At 73.4% G+C, this 21,238-nt stretch carries 16 protein-coding genes and 3 tRNA genes; 8 read left to right on the forward strand and 11 right to left on the reverse strand.

Features of this window, described 5'->3' with window-relative positions; all coding sequences use genetic code 11:
• Positions 1–58 precede the first annotated feature (58 nt).
• The 5 genes from ABZ945_RS08285 to ABZ945_RS08305 all read right to left on the reverse strand — a co-directional run bounded on the left by ABZ945_RS08285 (position 59) and on the right by ABZ945_RS08305 (position 6,131).
• Positions 59–1,141 (reverse strand): hypothetical protein, encoded by a 1,083-nt coding sequence (locus ABZ945_RS08285; protein WP_361265847.1) that lies wholly within the window; start codon positions 1,139–1,141, stop codon positions 59–61.
• The gene (locus ABZ945_RS08290; RefSeq protein WP_361265850.1) at positions 1,141–5,370 is read right to left on the reverse strand and encodes a DEAD/DEAH box helicase; all 4,230 of its coding nucleotides are present in this window, start codon (positions 5,368–5,370) and stop codon (positions 1,141–1,143) included. The genes ABZ945_RS08285 and ABZ945_RS08290 overlap by 1 nt, the downstream gene beginning before the upstream one ends.
• Positions 5,371–5,695: 325 nt before the next feature.
• Positions 5,696–5,769, reverse strand: a tRNA-Ile gene (locus ABZ945_RS08295).
• A 211-nt stretch (positions 5,770–5,980) separates the two neighbouring features.
• A tRNA-Asn gene (locus ABZ945_RS08300) sits at positions 5,981–6,053 on the reverse strand.
• A 5-nt stretch (positions 6,054–6,058) separates the two neighbouring features.
• A tRNA-Asn gene (locus ABZ945_RS08305) sits at positions 6,059–6,131 on the reverse strand.
• A gap of 170 nt (positions 6,132–6,301) precedes the next feature.
• Here ABZ945_RS08305 and ABZ945_RS08310 point away from each other — a divergent pair.
• The 6 genes from ABZ945_RS08310 to ABZ945_RS08335 all read left to right on the forward strand — a co-directional run bounded on the left by ABZ945_RS08310 (position 6,302) and on the right by ABZ945_RS08335 (position 12,564).
• Positions 6,302–6,601: a YtxH domain-containing protein gene (locus ABZ945_RS08310; RefSeq protein ID WP_248632192.1), complete on the forward strand. Its 300-nt coding sequence runs from the start codon at positions 6,302–6,304 to the stop codon at positions 6,599–6,601.
• Between the two features lie 63 nt (positions 6,602–6,664).
• On the forward strand, positions 6,665–8,116 hold the full coding sequence (locus ABZ945_RS08315) for an FGGY family carbohydrate kinase (protein ID WP_361265854.1): 1,452 nt from the start codon (positions 6,665–6,667) through the stop codon (positions 8,114–8,116).
• Between the two features lie 108 nt (positions 8,117–8,224).
• Positions 8,225–9,958 carry an ABC transporter ATP-binding protein gene (locus ABZ945_RS08320; RefSeq protein WP_361265857.1) on the forward strand — a complete coding sequence of 578 codons (1,734 nt, stop codon included), beginning with the start codon at positions 8,225–8,227 and terminating at the stop codon, positions 9,956–9,958.
• The gene (locus tag ABZ945_RS08325; protein WP_361265860.1) at positions 9,958–11,940 is read left to right on the forward strand and encodes an ABC transporter ATP-binding protein; all 1,983 of its coding nucleotides are present in this window, start codon (positions 9,958–9,960) and stop codon (positions 11,938–11,940) included. The genes ABZ945_RS08320 and ABZ945_RS08325 overlap by 1 nt, the downstream gene beginning before the upstream one ends.
• A 100-nt stretch (positions 11,941–12,040) precedes the next feature.
• Positions 12,041–12,280, forward strand: a complete 240-nt coding sequence (locus tag ABZ945_RS08330; RefSeq protein WP_361265863.1) for a hypothetical protein — start codon at positions 12,041–12,043, stop codon at positions 12,278–12,280.
• A 50-nt stretch (positions 12,281–12,330) separates the two neighbouring features.
• Positions 12,331–12,564, forward strand: a complete 234-nt coding sequence (locus ABZ945_RS08335; protein WP_361265866.1) for a hypothetical protein — start codon at positions 12,331–12,333, stop codon at positions 12,562–12,564.
• Positions 12,565–12,591: 27 nt separating this feature from the next.
• Here ABZ945_RS08335 and ABZ945_RS08340 read toward each other — a convergent pair whose 3' ends face one another.
• The 4 genes from ABZ945_RS08340 to ABZ945_RS08355 form a co-directional block, all read right to left on the reverse strand.
• The gene (locus tag ABZ945_RS08340; protein ID WP_361266011.1) at positions 12,592–13,767 is read right to left on the reverse strand and encodes an RNA polymerase sigma factor; all 1,176 of its coding nucleotides are present in this window, start codon (positions 13,765–13,767) and stop codon (positions 12,592–12,594) included.
• Between the two features lie 188 nt (positions 13,768–13,955).
• A complete protein-coding gene (gene dnaG, locus ABZ945_RS08345) occupies positions 13,956–15,872 on the reverse strand; it encodes a DNA primase (RefSeq protein WP_361265869.1) in 1,917 nt (638 codons plus the stop codon).
• A gap of 74 nt (positions 15,873–15,946) precedes the next feature.
• Positions 15,947–17,215, reverse strand: coding sequence for an FAD-dependent oxidoreductase (locus ABZ945_RS08350; RefSeq protein WP_361265872.1), 1,269 nt, complete (start codon positions 17,213–17,215; stop codon positions 15,947–15,949).
• Between the two features lie 176 nt (positions 17,216–17,391).
• A complete protein-coding gene (locus ABZ945_RS08355) occupies positions 17,392–18,720 on the reverse strand; it encodes a deoxyguanosinetriphosphate triphosphohydrolase (RefSeq protein WP_361265875.1) in 1,329 nt (442 codons plus the stop codon).
• A gap of 176 nt (positions 18,721–18,896) precedes the next feature.
• Between ABZ945_RS08355 and ABZ945_RS08360 the strand changes: the two genes are divergently transcribed.
• Both ABZ945_RS08360 and ABZ945_RS08365 read left to right on the forward strand, forming a co-directional pair.
• Positions 18,897–19,616 (forward strand): aquaporin, encoded by a 720-nt coding sequence (locus ABZ945_RS08360; protein WP_361265878.1) that lies wholly within the window; start codon positions 18,897–18,899, stop codon positions 19,614–19,616.
• An 84-nt stretch (positions 19,617–19,700) separates the two neighbouring features.
• Positions 19,701–20,390: an ElyC/SanA/YdcF family protein gene (locus ABZ945_RS08365; RefSeq protein WP_361266013.1), complete on the forward strand. Its 690-nt coding sequence runs from the start codon at positions 19,701–19,703 to the stop codon at positions 20,388–20,390.
• Between the two features lie 13 nt (positions 20,391–20,403).
• Here ABZ945_RS08365 and ABZ945_RS08370 read toward each other — a convergent pair whose 3' ends face one another.
• Positions 20,404–20,904, reverse strand: coding sequence for a gamma-glutamylcyclotransferase family protein (locus tag ABZ945_RS08370; protein WP_361265881.1), 501 nt, complete (start codon positions 20,902–20,904; stop codon positions 20,404–20,406).
• Positions 20,901–21,236 (reverse strand): divalent-cation tolerance protein CutA, encoded by a 336-nt coding sequence (gene cutA / locus ABZ945_RS08375; protein ID WP_361265884.1) that lies wholly within the window; start codon positions 21,234–21,236, stop codon positions 20,901–20,903. The genes ABZ945_RS08370 and cutA overlap by 4 nt, the downstream gene beginning before the upstream one ends.
• Positions 21,237–21,238 lie beyond the last annotated feature (2 nt).

The following is a 21,238-nucleotide window of genomic DNA, read 5'->3' on the forward strand; positions in this document are numbered from 1 at the left end:
CCGACTCGGGGAATGCCGCCGGGAACGCGCCGGGAACCCTGACGCGGGCCCGGAACGGTCAGCCGGGCTCGGCGGATTCCCGCGTCAACCGCACCAGGAGGTGCTTGGGGTTGCCCGGGGCGTGCGCCACCTGCCATGCCGTCCCGGCGGTCGCTTGGCGGCAGAGTTCGCTGGTCTTGTGGCCGAGGTCCCGGTATCCCTCGGCGACCACCCTCAGCCCGGCGGCCACCACCTGGATGGGCAGCCCCTCGCCGAGCGCGGCCTCCCGCAACTGCCCCCGCTCGCTCGCGAGATCCAGCACCGACCGCAACGCCTTCACCACCGCCGCCTCGTCCGTCGGCTCGATCAGCGGCAGCACCAGGGCGGCCTCCCGCATGACCGATATCAGCGACGGTGCCGCGTCCGGCCAGTGACCGCTCCCGGCTTCCGCGCCGCCCGGTGCCTTCTCCCGCGCCCCGCCGGCGGCGCCGGCCGACCGCAGCAGGATGCGGTCGGGCTCGGCGAACCGGTAGTCGGGGCCGGCCAGTCGTTGCAGGAGCTTCTTCAGAGGAGCCCCGTAGTCACCGGCCGAGAAGCCGGGCTGAAGACCGCGCAGGACGACCGCGAACTCCGCCATCCCCACCTCCTCCCGGCCGGCCTCGCGCAGCCCGGCGACCGCCCGCGCCACCAGGCGGCGCAGCTCCGACCGGTCCAGCGTGAAGGTGATCACCCGGTCCACGGCGGGGCCGCCCCGCGCCTGTCCCGCGGTACAGGCGATCAGGGCCCGGCCGGCCCGGTGCAGGGTGTCGGCGACGGACAGCGCCACCCCCGGCTCGGCGACGACGGCGACCGTCCGCAGGTCCTCCCGGCCGACCGCGGCCTCGACGATCTCCGCGGTCAGCGCGCCGGCCCTGGTCAGCGGTGAATCGGCCGGGATGTGCCGGATGACGAACCCCTGCCGCGCGAAGTCCTCGGCGATACCCCTCGCCCGGGTGTCCGCGCAGTCGGCCACCACGAGCCGGTCCGCCATGCCGTACGACATGCACTGCTCCTCGGCCGCGGCCTCGATCCGGGGCAGCACGACCGAGGCGCTCCGCTCCTGCGGATCCACGTCGAACAGGTAGTGGGCGTCGACGAAGATCCCGAGATCGAATCGTCCCATCAGTTCTCCCCCAGGACCGGTCGGCGGTCGTCGCTCTCCTCGGGCGGCGGGGCCACCTGGAGTCCGGCGACCAGCCGGTTGAGCTCACTGCGGCCCAGCAGAGGCGGAGCGGCGGTCAGCAGTTTCAGCAGTCGGTGGCCGATCGCGCGGACCCCGTCGTCCACATCCCCGGACGCGGGTGGCGAGAAGGCCCACGCCTCGTCCTCGTCCTCGTCCTCCTCCTCGTCCTCCTCGAAGTCCTCCCAGTCCTCGTCGTCCTCCCCGTCCTCGTCCGCTTCCCCGTCGCCCTCCTCGCCGCCCGGCGCCCGCCGCGCGAGGATGTCGTCGATGGCGGAGCCGGCCTCGGCCGGAGCGGCGGTGGGGTCGGCGATCAGCCCTTCGGCCTGGGCCATCTGCATGACGCGGCCCAGCGTCTCCAGGAGGATGGCGGGCTGGACCACCACCGGATTGTGCGGGGACTCGGGGAAGGCGAGCCGCACCCCCGAGGTGACACCCCCGCACGCCACCACGATGTCCGCGCATCCCCGGGCCGCCACGAGCTGCTGCACCCCGAAGTCCTCCGTGTGCACGGCGATCGTGCGCCCGAGCCCGGGTTCGAGAGGGGAGGAGACCGTGAGCATGCCGTGCGGGGCGTCGTCCTCCACCGTGAGCCCGAACGCCCGCAGCAGGGCGGCGACATCACGCGGCGCGCTCTCCTCGTTGTCCGGGGAGAGGTTGTCCAGGACGTCCGCGAACCGGTAGTTGCTGAAGCCGGGCACCCGGAACGCGGTGAACGCGGGCATCAGCCGCAGGCCGCGTCTGCGGCTCTGCTCCTGCGTGTCCAGCATGTGCCTGATCTCGGCGCGCTCCTTCTCGCTCAGGAAGAACTCGCGGAACACCTGGGCCTCGCTGAAGTCCCGCGCCTTGCGGGGCCGGCGCAGAAAGCGGTCGACGACGTCGGCGAGGTGGTCGATGCCCTTGGCGGTGACCGCCGGCAGGTGCCGGACGAGCCGCACGATGCGCTCGCGGTGCGTGGTGGGCAGCGGCAGTCTCGCCAGCGGGCCGAGGACACTCGGTACGCCCAGTTCCACCGCCTCCGCCATCGCCTCGAAGCGCCGGAAGACCGTCCCCTGGGGGCGTACCCCGGACAGCTCACGGGCGGCGTCGAAGAGATAGCTGGCGTTCTCCCCCAGGTTCCGTACGTCCGCCGCGTGCACGGCGACCTCCCGGCGCCCCTTCACCCGGGCCGTCCCCACCCGGGTGTTGACCTCGACGGCCTTGGTGATCTGGCTGAGCGGGCAGCCGGTCATCCACAGCAGCATGACGCACGCCCGCAGGAGCGCGGTGACGGCGTCCAGGCCGGGCATTTCGACGGGCCCCGTCAGCAGGCGCCGGAGCTGGTCGGCGACCACGCCGGTGCCGATCGGATCGCGCCCGTCGAGATGGGCGGTGAACTCCTTCTCGGCGAGGTAGCCCGCCTTCCTGTCGCGCTCCCCGGCATCGGCGGCGCCCAGCACGGCGGCCAGCCGCAGCACCCGCTGGCACTGCTCGCGCTCCCGCTCCTCGTCCCCGGTGGCGGGGACCACGGACAGCCAGCTCATGGTGGACCGGACGTGCTGCGAGCGGGCCGCGATCCACAGCAGGGTCAGGTCGCCGGCCCCGAGCGCCGCTTCCGCCACCAGTTGCTCGACGACCCGGGCGTCCGCGAAGGGCAGCCCCGAGGTGCTGATCGCCCGGCCGAGGCCGGTGACCACCCAGTAGGCGGACTCCGGGTCCCCGGCCGGCCCCGGGGAGACACCGATCAGCCGTTCGCTCACCAGCAGCTCGCGCACGGCGGCCCGGTCGGGGGCCGTGTTCCCGTTGACGGCGCCCAGCGAGGCCCGGTGCAGCGCGTCCAGCCGTTCACCGAGGGCCACCTCGGTGAAGGGGTGCCGCTGCTGGACCGCCCAGTGCAGCAGTTCGGCGGCGAACGCCTTCTCGTCCACCTGCGAGGCGATCGTCGCGCCGGTCGAGTGGTAGTCGACGTAGTGGCGGTAGACGGCGGTCACGTCGGAGAGCGCGCGCAGCGCGCGGTCGACCGCGGGCTCCGCCTCGTCCTTCGGCGCCACATGCCCGGCCAGGCCCTCCAGATCCGTCTCCTGGAACCTGACGGCGCTCTTCACCAGGCGGGTCCGCGGGATCACCAGATAGCCGTAGCCGCGCGGGCTCGGTCCCGTGCCCATGCCGAGACGGCCGGCGCGGCCCAGCCGCTGCGCCACCGTGTCCTGGCTGAGGACCTGGCTGGTGCGTCCGCCGGTCGGTGTGGTCAGCGAGCCGACCACCACCGCGTCGGCCGGCAGGTTGATGCCGAGCTTCAGGGTGTCGGTGGCGAACAGCAAGCGGATCAGGCCGTCCCGGAACGCCTTCTCCACGACGCTTCGCAGTCCCTGCTCCAGGCGGGCCGAGTGGTAGCCGACGCCCGTGCGCACCGAGTCCTCGACCGAGTCGCGCACGGTGGTCTGCGGGAACCGGAAGAAGGCGGTGTGCCGCTTGCGCACCTCCTTCTCGTCAAGCGTGCCGAACCGGCCGGCGAAGGGGCTGACCTCGGGGTCCACCGGTCCGATGTCCGGATCGCGGCTCAGCAGCACCTGCGCCACCTCGGCGAGTTCCTGGGCGTGCTGCCGGGAGCCGACGAAGCACAGCACACTGCGGATGCCGCGGCTGTCGTCCTTCAGCAGCTTCACGGCCACGGCGAGCGCCCGTTCATAGGCCGGGGCGCGGTCCAGCAGGGCTTCGAGCACCGAGTCCTTGCGCCACTGCCGCAGGACCACCCCCAGGTCCTCGGAGCGCTCTTCCAGCCGGTCGTCCTCGGCGTGACGTTCGCTGACCCGGCGGTCGTCACGGACGATCATGTTGAGCGGCACCGGCCGCCTCGTCACCCGGACGACGTCGTCCGGGTCGATGTCCAGCCACGCCCGCACACTCTCGGCCGCCGCCTCCGTCAGGGTCGCGGACAGGCCCAGGATCGGCATCTGGTAGGACGCGCGGATCGCGGTCAGCAGCATCTCCAGCCGGGGCCCGCGGTCGGGGTCAGCCAGGTTCTGCAACTCGTCGACGACGATCAGGTCGCAGCCGTCCAGCGTCATACCGCCGGCCATCAACCCGGCCAGCTTCTCCGGGATGATGACGGCCACCTCGTACTCGCCCCGCAGCAGCATCTCGTCGTAGTGCGGGTAGTCGCGGGAACCGGGGACGATGCGCCACTTGTACCCGGTGCCCTCCAGGAACTCCTCCCACTCCTCGACGGCCTGGCTGACCAGGGCCTTGGTCGGCATCAGCACGATGGCGCGGCCGTGACGTCGGCGCGCGCGGGTGATCGCGTGGCATACGGCGATCCGCCCGACCCGGCTCTTGCCGCTGGAGGTGGGGCCCAGCAGGAGCATCGACCGCTGCGTCGCGATGCACTCCAGCAGCCGGGGCAGGGCCGCGGCCATCAGGTCGGTCTGGCCGTTCTCGTCGATGCCGAGCTTCTCCAGCACGGCCGGCGGATACTGGGCGCGCCGCTCGGCGAGCGTCCTGGACGACTCGCCGACCTTCTCGGCGATCGAGGCCGGCAGCAGCCGCGACAGCAGGTCGGTCCCCTCGGAGAGGGGCTCGCGAGCGTAGGGGCGCAGGGCGTCGTCCAGCCGTTCGGTGATGAGGCGCAGTCCGGGAGCGGCCAGTGGCGGGAAGGCCTCGGGGGCGTCCAGGCCCTCGGCCCACATGCGTTCCTTGATGGTCCGCTCGGGTTGGCGCAGCGTGTGCCCGCCGGGGATGGCGGCCTGCCATTTGCGGGCCGCCTCCTTCCACGACCGGCGGGCCTCGATCGCCCAGAACCAGGCGCTGACCGCCTCCCGTGACTTGGCGCGGGCGCCCTTCGAGCCCCCGGGGAACACCAGGTCGTCCGTCTCGTCGTACAGCTTGGTCAGGACCGGCCGGATGACGGAGTCGAGCAGGAACCTGCCCCGTTCCCCGGGCGACGGCTCCAGCAGGTGCGGCGAGATCAGGTCCTGGTAGATCCGCAGATGTACGTCGCCGAGCAGCTCGTGGACGTCGTCGTCCTGGCCCCAGTTCTCGGCCGCCTCCTTCATCAGCTGCGCGTAGCAGCTCCAGCGGCGTATCCAGTCCGCGCCCTCGGCGTACCGCTCCCGGGCCGACTTGGCGGCGCCCTCGCCCCTGCCCAGGGGGAGATCCGCCCAGTCCGGGTTCAGGAACCACACCTCTTGACTCACAGGCCCCCCGATTCCCGCGGAGTGCCCCCCGCCCCGGTGGTGCGGCAGCGGCTCTCCCTTTCCGCTGCCTTTCAGCCTGGCACAACTCGGCCACCGCCACGCCGACTTCGCCCGATACCGCACGCGCAAGGGTGGGGCGGTATTCATGAGGGGTCGCCGTGCGCGGGAAACACCGTGCGACCGCGGGGCACGGCCGTCGCACACACGAGCGGTGCCACCGGGCGGGGATGTGGAGAAGGCGGGTGACCGGTCGAAGGCGCCCGCCGCGCCCTCCTGGCAGCGGCGTGCGCCGAAGGCCCGCCGCAGGTCAGAACGTTTCTTACGGTGGGGCGGGTGGGACTCGAACCCACGGCCGACGGATTATGAGTCCGCTGCTCTAACCGGCTGAGCTACCGCCCCTCACGGCGCGTCGCGTACATGTGTGCGCGTCGTCTGCCGCAGCATAGCCGGTCATACGATCTCCTGCTCCGGCTGGTCGGCCATGCCTGACCATGAGGACTCCGCAGCGGTCCGGGCGGTTCCCACCTGGGGGAAACGGCCTCGGAAGGCCGGACGGGACAAGGGCGGGAAACGGCGAAGAGGGCCCCGGGGGACCCTCTTCGCGGTGGAGCTCCCCCGGCTGGACTCGAACCAGCAACCCTCCGGTTAACAGCCGAATGCTCTGCCAATTGAGCTACAGGGGATCGCGCTCCCCCGACTGGACTCGAACCAGTAACCTGCCGGTTAACAGCCGGCTGCTCTGCCAATTGAGCTACAGGGGATTGCTGCGTTGCACCGAACGTACCCGCCGGGGTGCTCCCGGGGGGCGGGCGCTCGCTGCGACACATACATTAGCGCAAGCAGGGGGGTGCTCCGCCAATCGGTATCCGGGGTGATCCCTGCCCCTGACGGGTAGGCGGTCTGCACCGACGCCGACGGAAGGGTGGCAGCCATGCGTTACAAGCTCACGTTCGTGGTGGGAGTGGCTCTGGGGTATGTCCTCGGAACCAGGGCGGGGCGGGAGCGGTACGAGCAGTTGCGCAAGCAGGCGCGGCAGCTCTCGCAGAACCCCGCGGTGCGCAACGCGGCGGAGTCCGCCGCGCAGACCGGGCGGGAGGTGGCCGGCAAGGCGCTGCACCAGGTGAGCGACAAGGTCGGCGACCGGATGCCGGAGTCCGTCGCCGAGCGGGTGCGCTCGCTCAAGGAGCGCTCGCGCACCGGTGAGGACGAGTGGGGGACGACCAACACCTGACCAGACGGATCCGGCTTGCCCGACCCGTCCGGAGCGATGGTCCGTGCGGCAGAATCTCCTCCCATGGGGATAGTCGCCGGGTTGGACAGTTCGTCGGGATTCACGCGCATCGTCGTCTGCGACACCGACACGGGCGCCGTGCTGCGGCAGGGGTACGCACCGCATCCGGTGGAGCCCAAGGCCACCGAGGTGGATCCGCAGGCGTGGCTGCTGTCGCTGGGCGAGGCCGCCTCGGGCGGGCTGCTGGAGGGCGTGCAGGCCATCGGCGTCTCGGCCCAGCAGCACGGGCTGGTGCCGCTGGACCGGCAAGGGGCGCTGGTGCGCCCCGCGCTGGTGGGCAACGACAAGCGGGCGCAGGTGGCGGCCGCCGACCTCGTCGAGGGGTTCGGCGGCCGTCAGGCGTGGGCGGAGGCGGTGGGCTGCGTACCGCAGGCGGCGCAGCCGGTGGCGAAGCTGCGGTGGCTGGCGCGCGGCGAGCCGGAGGCGGCGGCCCGGGTGGCGATGGTGCTCCAGCCGCACGACTGGCTGGTCTGGCAGCTGCTGGGGCGGCCGGCCCGGCGCACCACGGACCGGGGCGCGGCCTCGGGTACGGGGTACTGGTCGGCGGGCACCGGCGCGTACCGCCCCGACCTGGTGGAGCTGGCGCTCGGCCACCAGGCGGCGCTGCCGGAGGTGCTGGGTCCGGCCGAGGCGGCCGGGATGACCCCGGAGGGCCTGCTGATCTCGGCCGGGACCGGGGAGACCATGGCGGCCGCCTTCGGGCTCGGGCTGGCGCTCGGGGACGCGGTGGTGTCGCTGGGCGCCTCCGGTTCGGTGATGGCGGTGCACCACGAGGCGCTGGCCGACCCGAGCGGGATGATCACCTCGTTCGCGGACGCCACCGGGATGCATCTGCCGGTGGTGTCGACGTCGAACGCGGTGCGGGCGCTGCGCGGTACGGCGGAGATGCTGGGCGCGGAGGACCTCCCGGAGCTGTCGGCGCTGGCGCTGAAGTCGACACCGGGCGCCTCGGGGCTGGTGCTGCTGCCGTATCTGGAGGGTGAGCGCACCCCGAACCTGCCGCACACCGCGGGCACCCTCAGCGGGCTGCGCCGCGAGTCGATGAAGCCGGAGCACCTGGCGCGGGCGGCGTTCGAGGGGATGCTGTGCTCGCTGGCGGACGCGCTGGACGTGCTGCGCGGCCGGGGCGTCCAGGTGCGGCGGGTGTTCCTGCTGGGTGCGGCGGCGGAGCTGCCCGCGGTGCAGGCGGTGGCGCCCGCGGTGTTCGGCGCGCAGGTGGTCGTCCCCCAGCCGGCGGATTACGCGGCACTGGGTGCGGCGCGGCAGGCGGCGTGGGCGCTGGGCGTCTCCCAGGGCACCCTGTCCCCGCAGGCCCCGCCGGCCTGGCAGGGGGCGTCCGCGCAGGTCTTCGAGGCGGGCGAGGAGCTGGCCATGGGCCAGGCGGTGCGCCAGCAGTACACGGCGACGCGCGAGCAGCTGCATCCGGGGGCGTTCGAGAGCCCGGCAGGGCGGTAGCCCCCGGCCCCCCGGCCGGCGGACAGCCGCGGGCGCCCTGGGCCCCGTACGGCAAAGTCCACGGAAACCGACTCGTGGTCGGCGGCCGGTCCGGGCGATAGTTGATCCGTGCTCAGACAACTACTCCGCAACCACCTGGGGCCCTATCGGCGGCCGATGGCGTTGCTGGTGGCGCTGCAGTTCCTGCAGACCTGCGCCACCCTCTATCTGCCGACGCTGAACGCGGACATCATCGACCACGGGGTGGTCCGCGGGGACACCGGTTACGTGCTGCGCTTCGGGGCGGTGATGGTCGCGGTGTCGGTGGCGCAGGTGGTGTGCAGCATCGGCGCGGTGCGGCTCAGCGCGCGGACCGCGGCGGCGCTGGGGCGGGATGTCCGGGCGGCGGTGTTCGAGCGGGTGCAGTCCTTCTCGTCGCGCGAGGTGGCGGCCTTCGGGGCGCCCTCGCTGATCACCCGGACGACCAATGACGTCCAGCAGATCCAGATGCTGGTGCTGATGGCGTTCACCGTGATGGTGTCGGCGCCGATCATGTGCGTGGGCGGGATCGTGCTGGCGCTCGGGCAGGATGTGCCGCTGTCGGCGGTGCTGCTGGCGGTGGTGCCGGTGCTGGGGCTGTCGGTGTACGCGATCGTGCGCCGGATGCGGCCGCTGTTCCGATTGATGCAGAAGCGGCTGGACACGGTGAACCGGGTGCTGCGGGAGCAGATCACCGGCAACCGGGTGATCCGCGCCTTCGTCCGGGACGGCTATGAGCGCGGCCGGTTCCGCGGGGCCAACGAGGAGCTGACCGAGGTGTCGCTGGGCACCGGGCGGCTGATGGCGCTGATGTTCCCCGTGGTGATGACCGTGGTGAACGTCTCCAGCGTGGTGGTGGTCTGGTTCGGGGCGCACCGCATCGACTCCGGCGGGATGGAGATCGGCGCGCTGACCGCGTTCCTGGCGTATCTGATGCAGATCGTGATGTCCGTGATGATGGCCACCTTCATGTTCATGCAGGTGCCGCGGGCCGAGGTGTGCGCCGAGCGGATCGAGGAGGTGCTGCGTACGGAGTCCAGCGTGGTGCCGCCGGCGGCGCCGGTGACGGTCCTGGAGCGGGCCGGGCACCTGGAGGTGCGCGGGGCGGACTTCCGCTATCCGGGCGCGGAGGAGCCGGTGCTGCGCGGGGTGGACCTGGAGGCGCGGCCCGGTGAGGTGACGGCGGTGATCGGCTCGACCGGCAGCGGCAAGTCCACGCTGCTGGGGCTGGTGCCGCGGCTGTCGGATGTGACCGGCGGCGAGGTGCTGGTGGACGGGGTGGACGTGCGGCGGCTGGACCCGGCGGTGCTGGCGCGGATCGTGGGGCTGGTGCCGCAGCGGCCGTATCTGTTCTCCGGGACGGTGGGCTCCACCCTGCGCTACGGCCGGCCCGGCGCGAGCGAGGCGGAGCTGTGGCACGCGCTGGAGGTGGCACAGGCCGCCGACTTCGTCCGCGGTCTGGAGGGAGGGCTCGACGCCCCCGTGTCGCAGGGCGGGACCAACTTCTCCGGCGGGCAGCGCCAGCGGCTGGCGATCGCCCGGACGCTGGTGCAGCGGCCGGAGATCTATCTCTTCGACGACTCCTTCTCGGCGCTGGACTACACCACGGACGCGGCGCTGCGGGCGGCGCTGGCCGCCGAGACGGCCGAGGCGACGGTGGTGATCGTGGCCCAGCGGGTCTCCACCATCCGGGAGGCCGACCGGATCGTGGTGCTGGACGAGGGCCGGGTGGTGGCCGTGGGCCGCCACCATGAGCTGATGGCGGAGAACGAGACGTACCGGGAGATCGTGCTCTCCCAGCTGACCGAGGCGGAGGCTGCCTGATGGCGGGGCCGGCGGGACGGATGATGGCGGGCGGCGGGCCCGACCAGCGTTCGACGGACTTCAAGGTGTCGGGCAAGCGGCTGCTGCGGCAGCTCGCCCCGGAGCGGCTGACCCTGTGGCCGATGCTGCTGGCGGGCGCGCTGGGTGTGGCGCTGTCGGTGGTCGGCCCGCTGATCCTGGGCCGGGCCACCGACCTGGTGTTCGCCGGGGTGGTGGGGCGGCAGACGCCGGAGGGCGTAGCCAAGGACCAGGTGGTGGCGCGGCTGCGGGCGGACGGGGACGGCGGGCTGGCCGATCTGCTGTCCGGGGTGGCGTTCACCCCCGGGCAGGGCATCGACTTCGCCGCGGTCGGCCGGACGCTGCTGGTAGCGCTGGCGGTGTACGCGGTGGCCGGGCTGCTGATGCTGGTGTCCTCGCGGCTGTCGATCCGGGTGATCAACCGCACGGTGTTCAGGATGCGGGAGGCGGTGCAGCACAAGCTGGAGCGGCTGCCGCTGGCGTACTTCGACCGGGCCAGGCGCGGTGAGGTGCTCAGCCGGGCGACCAACGACATCGACAACATCGGCCAGACCATGCAGCAGACCATGGGCCAGCTGGTCAACTCGCTGCTGACCATCCTGGGCGTACTGGTGATGATGTTCTACGTCTCGCCGCTGCTGGCCCTGGTGGCGCTGGTGACGGTGCCGCTGTCGGTGGTGGTGGCGACCCGGGTCGGCAAGCGCTCCCAGCCGCACTTCGTCCAGCAGTGGCGGGCCACCGGCCGGCTGAACGCGCATATCGAGGAGATGTACACCGGGCACGCGTTGGTGAAGGTCTTCGGCCGGCAGGGCGAGGCGGCGGAGGACTTCCGCGAGCAGAACGAGGAGCTGTACCAGGCCTCGTTCCGCGCCCAGTTCAACAGCGGGATCATGCATCCGCTGATGATGTTCATCTCGAACCTGAACTATGTGCTGGTGGCGGTGGTCGGCGGACTGCGGGTGGCCACCGGCGCGCTGTCGATCGGCGACGTCCAGGCGTTCATCCAGTACTCGCGGCAGTTCTCGATGCCGCTGACCCAGGTGGCGTCCATGGCGAACCTGGTGCAGTCGGGGGTGGCGTCGGCGGAGCGGGTCTTCGAGCTGCTGGACGCGGAGGAGCAGGAGCCGGACGCGTCCGGAACGGGCCGCCGGGCCGGGGATCGGCCGTCGGCCGGCGACCCGGTGGAGCCGGTGGGGCTGGAGAAGGCCGGCGGCCGGGTGGAGCTGGAGAAGGTGGCGTTCCGCTACGACCCGGAGCGGCCGCTGATCGAGGAGCTGTCGCTGGCGGTGTCGCCCGGGCAGACGGTGGCGATCGTCGGTCCGACCGGCGCGGGCAAGACCACGCTGGTCAACCTGCTGATGCGGTTCTACGAGGTGACCGGCGGCCGCATCCTGCTGGACGGCACCGACATCGCCTCCATGCGCCGGGAGGAGCTGCGGGCCCGGATCGGCATGGTCCTCCAGGACACCTGGCTGTTCGGCGGCACCATCGCGGAGAACATCGCCTACGGGGCCCCCGCCGACCGCGAGGTGGGCCGGGCCGAGATCGAGGAGGCCGCGAAGGCCGCGCACGCCGACCGGTTCATCCGCACCCTCCCCGACGGCTACGACACGGTGATAGACGGCGAGGGCTCCGGGGTCAGCGCGGGCGAGAAGCAGCTGATCACCATCGCCCGGGCGTTTCTGTCGGACCCGCTGATCCTGATCCTGGACGAGGCCACCAGCTCGGTGGACACCCGTACCGAGGTACTGATCCAGAAGGCGATGGCCCGCCTGGCGCACGGCCGGACCAGCTTTGTCATCGCGCACCGGCTCTCCACGATCCGGGACGCGGACGTGATCCTGGTGATGGAGGACGGCGCGATCGTGGAGCAGGGCACGCACCGGGAGCTGCTGGCCGCCCGGGGCGCCTACGCCCGGCTGTACGCGGCGCAGTTCGCCCAGGCGGTGGCGGAGGTCGACTGAGCGGGCAGTCGGTGATCGGCGGGAGGGGGCGGCTACGGTGTGCGTGGCCGCCCCCGACCCGTGGTGCGGCGCACACGGACGGGCGGCTGGGGCGGACGGTATGGCGAAGCGGCGCGACGGCGGGGTGCCCCTGGGGCGGGTGCGCATGGGCGCCCGGAGCGGGCGGATGCCGGGCGCGGGGATGGCGCTGGGGGTGGGCGTCGGGACGGCCCTGGGCGTGGGCCTCGGCCTGCTGATGGACGGCCTCGCCCCGCTGGGCGTCGGCCTGGGGGTGGCCCTGGGGACCGGGCTGGGCGGTGCGCTGGAGAGTGCCCGGCGGCGGGGCGGACGACTAGGGTGAGCGGACGTCCGCCCCGCTGACCAGGGGCGGAGCCGATCTGAGGGGGAGACATGGCCGGAGAGCGGCAGGACGGCGGTACGCCGGAGGTCGACGGGGCGGGCGCCGGTGGGCGGGCGCAGGGGGCGGGGATCGCGCTGGGGCTGGGTGTCGGGACGGCGCTCGGTGTCAGCCTCGGCACGCTGCTCGGCAATCCGGCGGTGGGCATCGGCCTGGGGATAGGCCTCGGTGGCGCTGTCGGCACCGCGCTGGAGAGTGCCTGGCGGCGGCAGCGCGACGACTCCTGACGGCAGCGGTGCCCGGCGGGCGGGCCGTCAGTCCAGATAGCCGCGGAGCTGCTCGGCGTAGGCGTGGTCGCGGAGCTTGCCCAGGGTCTTGGACTCGATCTGCCGGATCCGCTCCCGGGTGACGCCGAAGAGGCGGCCGATCTCCTCCAGGGTGCGGGGGCGGCCGTCGTCCAGCCCGTAGCGCAGATGGACGACCTTGCGCTCCCGTTCGCCGAGAGTGGAGAGCACCGCCTCCAGGTGCTGGCGCAGCAGCAGGAAGGCGGCGGACTCCACCGGCGAGGGGGCGTCGCCGTCCTCGATGAGGTCGCCGAGCGCCACGTCGTCCTCCTCGCCGACCGGGGTGTGCAGCGAGACCGGCTCCTGGGCGAGCCGCAGCACCTCCCCCACCCGCTCCGGCGCCAGCCCGAGATGGGCGGCCACCTCCTCCCGGGTGGGTTCGCAGCCGCGTTCCTGGAGCAGCCCGCGCTGCACCCTGATCACCCGGTTGATCAGCTCCACCACATGGACCGGGACCCGGATGGTGCGGGCCTGGTCGGCGAGCGCCCGGGACATGGCCTGCCGTATCCACCAGGTGGCGTAGGTGGAGAACTTGTAGCCGCGGGTGTAGTCGAACTTCTCGACCGCCCGGATCAGCCCGAGGTTGCCCTCCTGGACCAGGTCGAGCATGGTCAGCCCGCGGCCGATGTACCGCTTGGCGACGGAGACCACCAGCCGCAGATTGGCCTCGATCAGGCGGCGCTTGGCGATCCGGCCCATGACGACCAGCCGGTCCAGGTCGTGCGCGAGCCGGGTGTCCAGGTCGCGGGTGCGGGTCAGCTTCTCCTCGGCGAACAGCCCCGCCTCGACCCGGCGCGCGAGCTCCACCTCCTCGGCGGCGCTCAGCAGCGGGATGCGGCCGATCTCGCGGAGGTACTGGCGGAACAGGTCGGCGGTGGCCCCGCCGGTGCCCGCGGACTCGGCGGCGCGGGCGCGCCGCGGCGGCACCGCCTCCGCCTCCGGGTCCGGCTGCTCCTGCTCGGCCGCCGCTCCCCCGTCGGTGAGCGGCGGCGGTACGGGCAGGGGTACGGGCCCGTCGGGGGCGGCCTCTACCGGCGTCAGGGTCAGGGTCCGGGTCTGCACGGGGGCGACCTCCTGGGTGTTCGCCGCCGGTGGCGTACGGCGGCGGGGCGACGGCGGCCGGACCGGGGCGGGTCCCGAGTGGATCCCTCCCACGGGCGGCGACCGGAGCGGGGGCGTGCGGCCCGATGACGTTCGGGCGGCCCGGCGGTGCGGCACCGCCCTCAGTGTGGGGTACGACACATCGCGGCCACGAGGGGCGTGCGGCGATTTTCTGCGAACCGCGCGCGACCGGCCGGGTCCGGAGGGTGACACGGCCCCGGAGGGATGGGGCCTTACAGCGCCGCGGCGCCGTTGGTGCGGAGGGACTGGCCGTACTGCTGGAGCACCCAGAGCTCGTTCTGCACGGCAGCGAACGCCTGCGGGTCACCGCCCGAGCCGAGGCGGGTCAGTGAGCTATTGACCTCGTCGATCCGGCGGTCCACGGCGCGCAGCCGGACCGCGACCAGCTGGGTGTCGGCGTACACCGCGTCCACCTTGCGGATGTTCGGCGGCTCCACCGCCAGCTCGGTGACCAGTGCGCGGACCTGGTCGTCGGCGGCGGCCTCGCGGACCGCGGCCAGGTAGTCGGAGCCGGAGTGCACACCCTGCTCGGCGCCGCCGGCGTCGGCGATGGTCTGGCGGACCACGGCGTAGGGAGCGGCGGTGAACTCGTCGGCCTCGTAGGCGTCGAAGGCGGGTGAGACCAGCGCCGGGTATTGGAGGGCGAGCTTCAGCAGTTCGCGCTCGGTGCGGTAGACCGGGTTGCGCAGAGTGAGCGCGGGGCCGGAAGGCGTACGGGGGGCAGCCGGGGCGAGGACCTGCTCGGAGCGGTGGGCGCCGGTACGGGCCCGGGGGGCGGGGCGGCCGCCGCGGTCTCGGGCCCACTTGGCGAGCTGGGCAACCCGCTGGACAACGAACTCCTGGTCAAAGATGCCGACGATGCCAGCGAGCTGGACAGCCACAACGTGCCGAACGGCTAGATCCTTCAGCTTGGCCACCACCGGGGCGGCCTCGTCCAGGGCGGCGGCCCGGCCGGCCGGGGTCTCCAGGTCGTAGCGGCCGGTGATCTGGCGCAGCGCGAACTCGAACAGCGGGGTGCGCGGCTCGGCCAGTTCGGCCACCGCCTGGTCGCCCTTGGCGAGCCGCAGGTCGCAGGGGTCCATACCGTCGGGGGCGATGGCGATATAGGTCTCGGCGGCGAACTTCTGGTCGTCCTCGAAGGCCCGCAGCGCGGCCTTCTGCCCGGCGGCGTCCCCGTCGAAGGTGAAGATCACCCGGGCCGAGCCGTTGTCCATCAGCAGCCGGCGCAGGATCTTGATGTGGTCGCCGCCGAAGGAGGTGCCGCAGGTGGCGATGGCGGTGGTGACCCCGGCCAGATGGCAGGCCATGACGTCGGTGTAGCCCTCCACCACCACCGCCCGGGAGGACTTGGCGATCTCCTTCTTGGCCAGGTCGATCCCGTACAGCACCTGGGACTTGCGGTAGATCGGGGTCTCGGGGGTGTTGAGGTACTTGGGCCCGTTGTCGTCCTCGCGGAGCTTGCGGGCGCCGAAGCCGACGACATCGCCGCCGGTGTCCCGGATGGGCCACATCAGCCGGCCGCGGAAGCGGTCGATGGGCTTGCCGCTGCGGCTGTCCTGGGAGAGCCCGGAGAGGATCAGCTCCTTGTCGGTGAAGCCTTTGCCGCGCAGGAAGCGGGTGAGGTGGTCCCAGCCGGCCGGGCTGTAGCCGACGCCGAAGTGCTGGGCGGCGGCCTGGTCGAAGCCGCGTTCGGCGAGGAAGACCCGGCCGGCCTCGGCCTCCGGGGAGCCCAGCTGCTCGGCGTAGAACCGGGCGGCCAGCTCATGCGCCTCCACCAGCCGGATGCGCTCGCCGCGCTGGTGGCCGGGGGTGTAGCCGCCCTGCTCGTAGCGGAGGGTGATGCCGGCCTTGGCGGCCAGGCGCTCGACCGTCTCCGAGAAGGAGAGGTGGTCGATCTTCATCACGAAGGCGATGGTGTCCCCGCCCTCCTGGCAGCCGAAGCAGTGGAAGAGTCCCTTGCTCGGGCTGACCTGGAAGGACGGGGACTTCTCGTCGTGGAAGGGGCACAGGCCCTTGAGGTTGCCGCCGCCGGCGTTGCGCAGCTGGAGGTACTCCGCGACCACGGCGTCGATCGGGACCGCGTCCCGTACCGCCTTCACGTCCTCGTCGTTGATCCTGCCGCCAGCCACCCGGCAATCTTACGGCCGCGGCGGCACCCGCTCGTCTGGCCTCCCGAAGGACCGAAGGCCTACGGGAGGCGTCCTCAGACCCGGGGCAGCACCGCGTCCAGCGGGGTGGCGGGGTCGGCGAGGACGTGCGGGTCCACCGGGGCGCCGGAGCGGATGAGGTCCTGGATGGGCCCTGTGACGTCCCACACGTTGACGTTCATCCCGGCCAGCACCCGGCGGTCCTTCAACCAGAAGGCGATGAACTCGCGGCGCCCGGCGTCCCCGCGCAGCACCACCTGGTCGTAGGCGCCGGGCGGGGCCCAGCCGCTGTACTCCATGCCCAGGTCGTACTGGTCGGAGAAGAAGTAGGGGATCCGGTCGTAGGAGACGTCCTGGCCGAGCATGGCGCGGGCGGCGGCCGGCCCGCCGTTGAGGGCGTTGGCCCAGTGCTCGACCCGTAGCCGGGTGCCGAGCAGCGGGTGCTCGGCGGCGGCCACGTCCCCGGCGGCGTGGATGTCCGGGTCGGAGGTGCGCAGCGCGGCGTCCACCGCGATGCCGCCGCCGTGGTCCCGGTCGACCAGGGCGAGCCCGGCGTTCTCGGCGAGCGCGGTGCGCGGGGCGGCGCCGATGGCGACGACCACGGCGTGCGCCGGGTGCTCCTCGCCGTCCTCGGTGCGGGCGGCCAGGACCATGCCGTCCTGGCCGGTGATCTCGGTGAGCCGGGTGCCGAAGGCCAGCCGGACGCCGCGCTCGGCGTGCAGGTCGGCGAAGAGCTGGCCGAGCTCGGGGCCGACGGCGGAGTGCAGCGGGGTGGGCGCGGACTCGATCACGGTGACCTCGGCGCCGTAGCCGCGGGCGGCGGCGGCCACCTCCAGGCCGATCCAGCCGGCCCCGGCGATCACCAGATGGCCGTTGTCCCGGCCGAGCGCGGCCAGCACGCCCTGGAGCCGGTCGGCGTGGCTGAGCCGGCGCAGATGGTGCACCCCGGCCAGCTCGGTGCCGGGGATGTCCAGGCGGCGCGGTTCGGCGCCGGTGGCCAGCAGCAGCTTGTCGTAGGCGAGGAGGGTGCCGTCACCGAGGCGGACCGTCTTCGCCTGCCGGTCCAGCGCGGTGACGGGCTGGCCCAGGTGCAGTTCGATGTCATGCTGCGCGTACCAGGAGTGCTCGTGGACGAAGGCGCCCTCGCGGGGGTCCTTTCCGGCCAGGTAGCCCTTGGACAGCGGGGGCCGTTCGTAGGGGTGGTCGCGTTCGTCGCCGATGAGGATGACCCGGCCGGTGAAGCCCTCGGCGCGGAGCGTCTCCGCGGCCTTGGCCCCGGCCAGTCCTCCGCCGACGATGACGAAGGTCTGATCTGCGTCGACCACTTGGTGCCTCCTGTTGTCCTTCGGTTCTCCTGGCGGCTACCCGGCGGGGTCCCGGATACGTGCCGGGCGGCCGCGGCACGGGATCTCCACGCTACGCCGCCGCCGTCCCGCCGCGTCCCGTACGCGGCGGGATGGCGGGAAGGAGACGTTCCGCGGTCGCGGCGGCATCGGGGGTGCTACCGCTGGGTGAGCCGGGTGTGCAGGGCGCGGGCGGAGGCGTCGGTGAGCGAGGCGATCTGGTCCACGATCACCCGCTTGCGGGCCCGGTCGTCACGGGCCGCGTCGAACAGGGCGCGGAACTGGGGGTCCAGGCCCTCGGGGGCGCGGGCGGCCAGCGCCTCGGCCAGCTCGGCGACGACGATCCGCTGGTCGGCGCGGAGCGTCTCCTGCTCGGCGCGCTGTATGACGTACCGGTCGGCGACCGCCTTGAGCACCGCGCACTCGTGGCGCGCCTCGCGGGGGACGACCAGCTCGGCGCCGTACCGGCTGAGCCGGCCCGGGCCGTGCACCGCCCGGGTGGCGCTCTCGGCGGCCAGGCAGAAGCGGCCGATGAGCTGGCTGGTGGCGTCCTTGAGCCGGGCCTGCGCCACCGCGGTGCCGTCGTAGCCGTGCGGCCACCACTGCTGCTCCATCAACCGGTCGAGGGCGTCGGCCAGTTCCTGCGGGTCGGTGTCCGCCGGTACGTAGCGGCCGATGGCGACCCGCCAGATGTCGGCGCGCTCGGGCTCGGCGTGCAGCAGGTTGGGGTCCAGGTGCCCGGCGTGCAGCCCGTCCTCGAAGTCGTGCACCGAGTAGGCCACGTCGTCGGCCCAGTCCATGACCTGCGCCTCGAAGCAGGTGCGGTCGCGCGGGGCGCCCTGGCGGACCCAGCGGAAGACCGGCAGGTCGTCCTCGTAGACGCCGAACTTGGGCGAGGCGGGCTGGGTGGGGTGGTCGCCGCGCACCCAGGGGTACTTGGTGGCGGCGTCCAGCGCGGCGCGGGTGAGGTTGAGCCCGACACTGACCAGCTCGCCGGTGGCCGGGTCGGGGGCGAACCGCTTGGGCTCGATCCGGGTGAGCAGCCGCAGCGACTGGGCGTTGCCCTCGAAGCCGCCGCAGTCCTTGGCGACCTCGTCCAGCGCCTGCTCGCCGTTGTGCCCGAAGGGCGGGTGGCCCATGTCGTGGGAGAGGCAGGCGGCCTCGACCAGGTCGGGGTCGCAGCCGAGGGCGGCGCCCAGCTCGCGGCCGACCTGGGCGCACTCCAGGGAGTGGGTGAGCCGGGTGCGCGGGGTCGGGTCCCAGGCGTGGGTGCGCGAGCCGGGGGTGACCACCTGGGTCTTGCCGGCGAGCCGGCGCAGCGCCGAGGAGTGCAGCACCCGGGCCCGGTCCCGCTGGAAGGCGGTACGGCCCGGCCGCTTGTCCGGCTCGGACGCGTACCGCTCGGCGGCGTGCCCGTCGTACGGGGCGTCCGGGGCGGGGGCGGTGCCGCCGGACGGGGCGGGGCGGGGGCCGTTGGTGCCGTTCATGCGTTGAAGGTAACCGCCCGGGCCGACAACGAACCCCTGAGGGGTGATCAAAGGGACGTGGGTTGACGGACCGGGTCGCACCGTGGGACGCGGCCTGGCGCGGACCGCCCCACCCCGTACCATGAATTCCACTGATCGGAATCAAGTTTCCGTAAAACGAAAAGTGGGGTGGAGGTATGGAGGGAACCCTGGCGCGGCGCGCCGTGGCGGAGTTCGTGGGCACCGCCGCGCTGGTGGCGGTCATCGTCGGTTCGGGCCTCCAGGCCAGCGGGCTCAGCGAGGACACCGGGGTGCGGCTGCTGGCCAACTCGCTGGCCTCGGCGATCGGCCTGGGCCTGCTCATCGCCCTCTTCTCCCCCGTCTCCGGGGCGCACCTCAACCCGGTGGTCACCCTCTCGGCCTGGTGGACCGGACGGCACGCCCCCACCCGACCGGGGCCCGGGCTCACCGGGCGGGGCGTGGCGCTCTACATCGCCGCCCAGCTCGCCGGGGCGGTGGCCGGGGCGCTGCTCGCCGAGGCGATGTTCGGCCGCCCGCCGGGCGCCTGGTCCACCCAGCTCCGTTCGGACGGCCATCTGCTGATCGGGGAAACGGTGGCCACCGCCGGGCTCGTCCTGCTGATCCAGGGGCTGGACCGGATCGGCCGCGCCTCCCTCGCCCCGCTCGCCGTGGCCGCGTACATCGCCGCCGCGATCTGGTTCACCTCCTCCGGCTCCTTCGCCAACCCGGCCGCCACGGTGGGCCGTTCACTGACCGACTCGTTCACCGGGATAGCCCCCGCCTCCCTCCCCGGCTTCATCGCCGCCCAGCTCGGGGGCGGCCTGCTGGGCGCCTGCCTGGCCGCCCTCCTCTACGGCCGCCGCCCGCCGTCGGCGTCCCGGCTGCCGCAGCGGTGAACCGATGGCCGCCCGGACGCGTCGTCCCTGGTGGGGTCCCCGATGACGGGGGAACGGCCGGGAGCAGAGGGGCGGGTCGGTGTGATGCGGGGAGTACGGGGGTGGCGGCCGTGGCCGGTCGGACGGCGGGGGCAGCGGCGGCTGGTGCAGGGCGCGATGCTGGGCTGCGTCCTCGCCCTGGCACCCGCGACCTGGATGCACGCCGTCGCCGACAGCCGGCTGCGCACCGCCGAGGAGGTGCCCGCCCATGACGTGGCGGTGGTGTTCGGGGCGGGCCTCCGGCAGGGCCGCCCCACCCCGTATCTGGCGCACCGGCTGGACACGGCGGCCGGGCTCTACCGGGACGGCAAGGTGAAGGTGGTGCTGGTCACCGGCGACAACAGCCGCGCCGACTACGACGAGCCGGACGCCATGCGCGGCTATCTCCGCGAGCGCGGGGTGCCGGACGGGCGGATCGTCAGCGACTACGCGGGCTTCGACACCTGGGACTCCTGTGTCCGGGCCAAGCGGATCTTCGGGGTGGACCGGGCGGTGCTGATCACCCAGGGCTTCCACGTCCGGCGCGCGGTGGCGCTCTGCCGCTCGGCCGGGATCGATGTGTACGGCGTCGGGGTGGACGAGCGGCGCGACGCGACCTGGTACTACGGCGGGGTCCGCGAGCTGGCCGCCGCCGGGAAGGCCGCCCTGGACGCCTCGCTCCGCCCCGACCCGGTCTTCCTGGGCCGCCAGGAGCCGGGCGTGGCCGAGGCGCTGGCGGTGGCGGGACGGCCGTGACGGCTGACGGTCCTCAGGGCGGCGGCGGGAGCGGGGCCCGGCCCGGCCGGGTGAGCCAGTCGCCGCCGGTGATCGCGGCGCCCAGCCGCACCGCCGGGGCGGCCACGTACACCCAGGCGGCCACCCGGGCCCCGTCCGCCAGCCGCACCGCCTCGCACCGCTCCCGCTCGTAGGCGTTGAGCGGATGGCCCGGCGCCAGGAACTCCTCCAGCGCGTCGAGTACGGCCAGCAGCGCCTCGTACTCCCCCGGCGCGGCCGTCACCAGCTCCCCCAGCACCCCCGCCGCACCGCCCGCGTCCCCGGCGCCCGCACGGGCCAGGTAGGGGTAGCCGGGGCCCTCGTAGAGCAGGGTGCCGGGCAGCCGGGCGGGCTCCTCGTCGGCGGTGCGGCCGCGCAGATGGCGGGCGTGGTTGGACTCGCCGGGCCGGAGCGTGCCGTACACGAAGAAGGGCAGGGGGTGAGCGGCCCGGTCGGGGGCGGTCTGGGGGCGCCCGAGGGGGTCGGGGACAGTCATCGGGCGGAGGTCTCCGCCGTCAGCCAGGCCAGATAGCCGGCACTGCCGCGGACCACCGGCAGGGCGATGATCTCCGGCGTCTCATAGGGGTGCTCGGCGGTCAGCTGGGCCTCCAGCTCCTCGTAGCGCTCCTCCGTCGTCTTGAAGAAGACCTGCCACTCCTGGCCGGTCTCGATCGCGTCGTTCCAGTGGTAGACCGAGGTGACCGGCCCGGAGATCTGCGCACAGGCGGCGAGCCGGGCCTCCACGGCGCTCCGGGCCAGCCGCTCGGCGCTCTCGGCGCTGTCGGTGGTGGTCAGTACGGTCAGGGCCGGAGCTGGGGCCGGGGGCATGC

Origin of the sequence: Streptomyces sp. NPDC046887 (genome assembly GCF_040644755.1) — a bacterium.
GTDB lineage: Bacteria > Actinomycetota > Actinomycetes > Streptomycetales > Streptomycetaceae > Streptomyces > Streptomyces lichenis.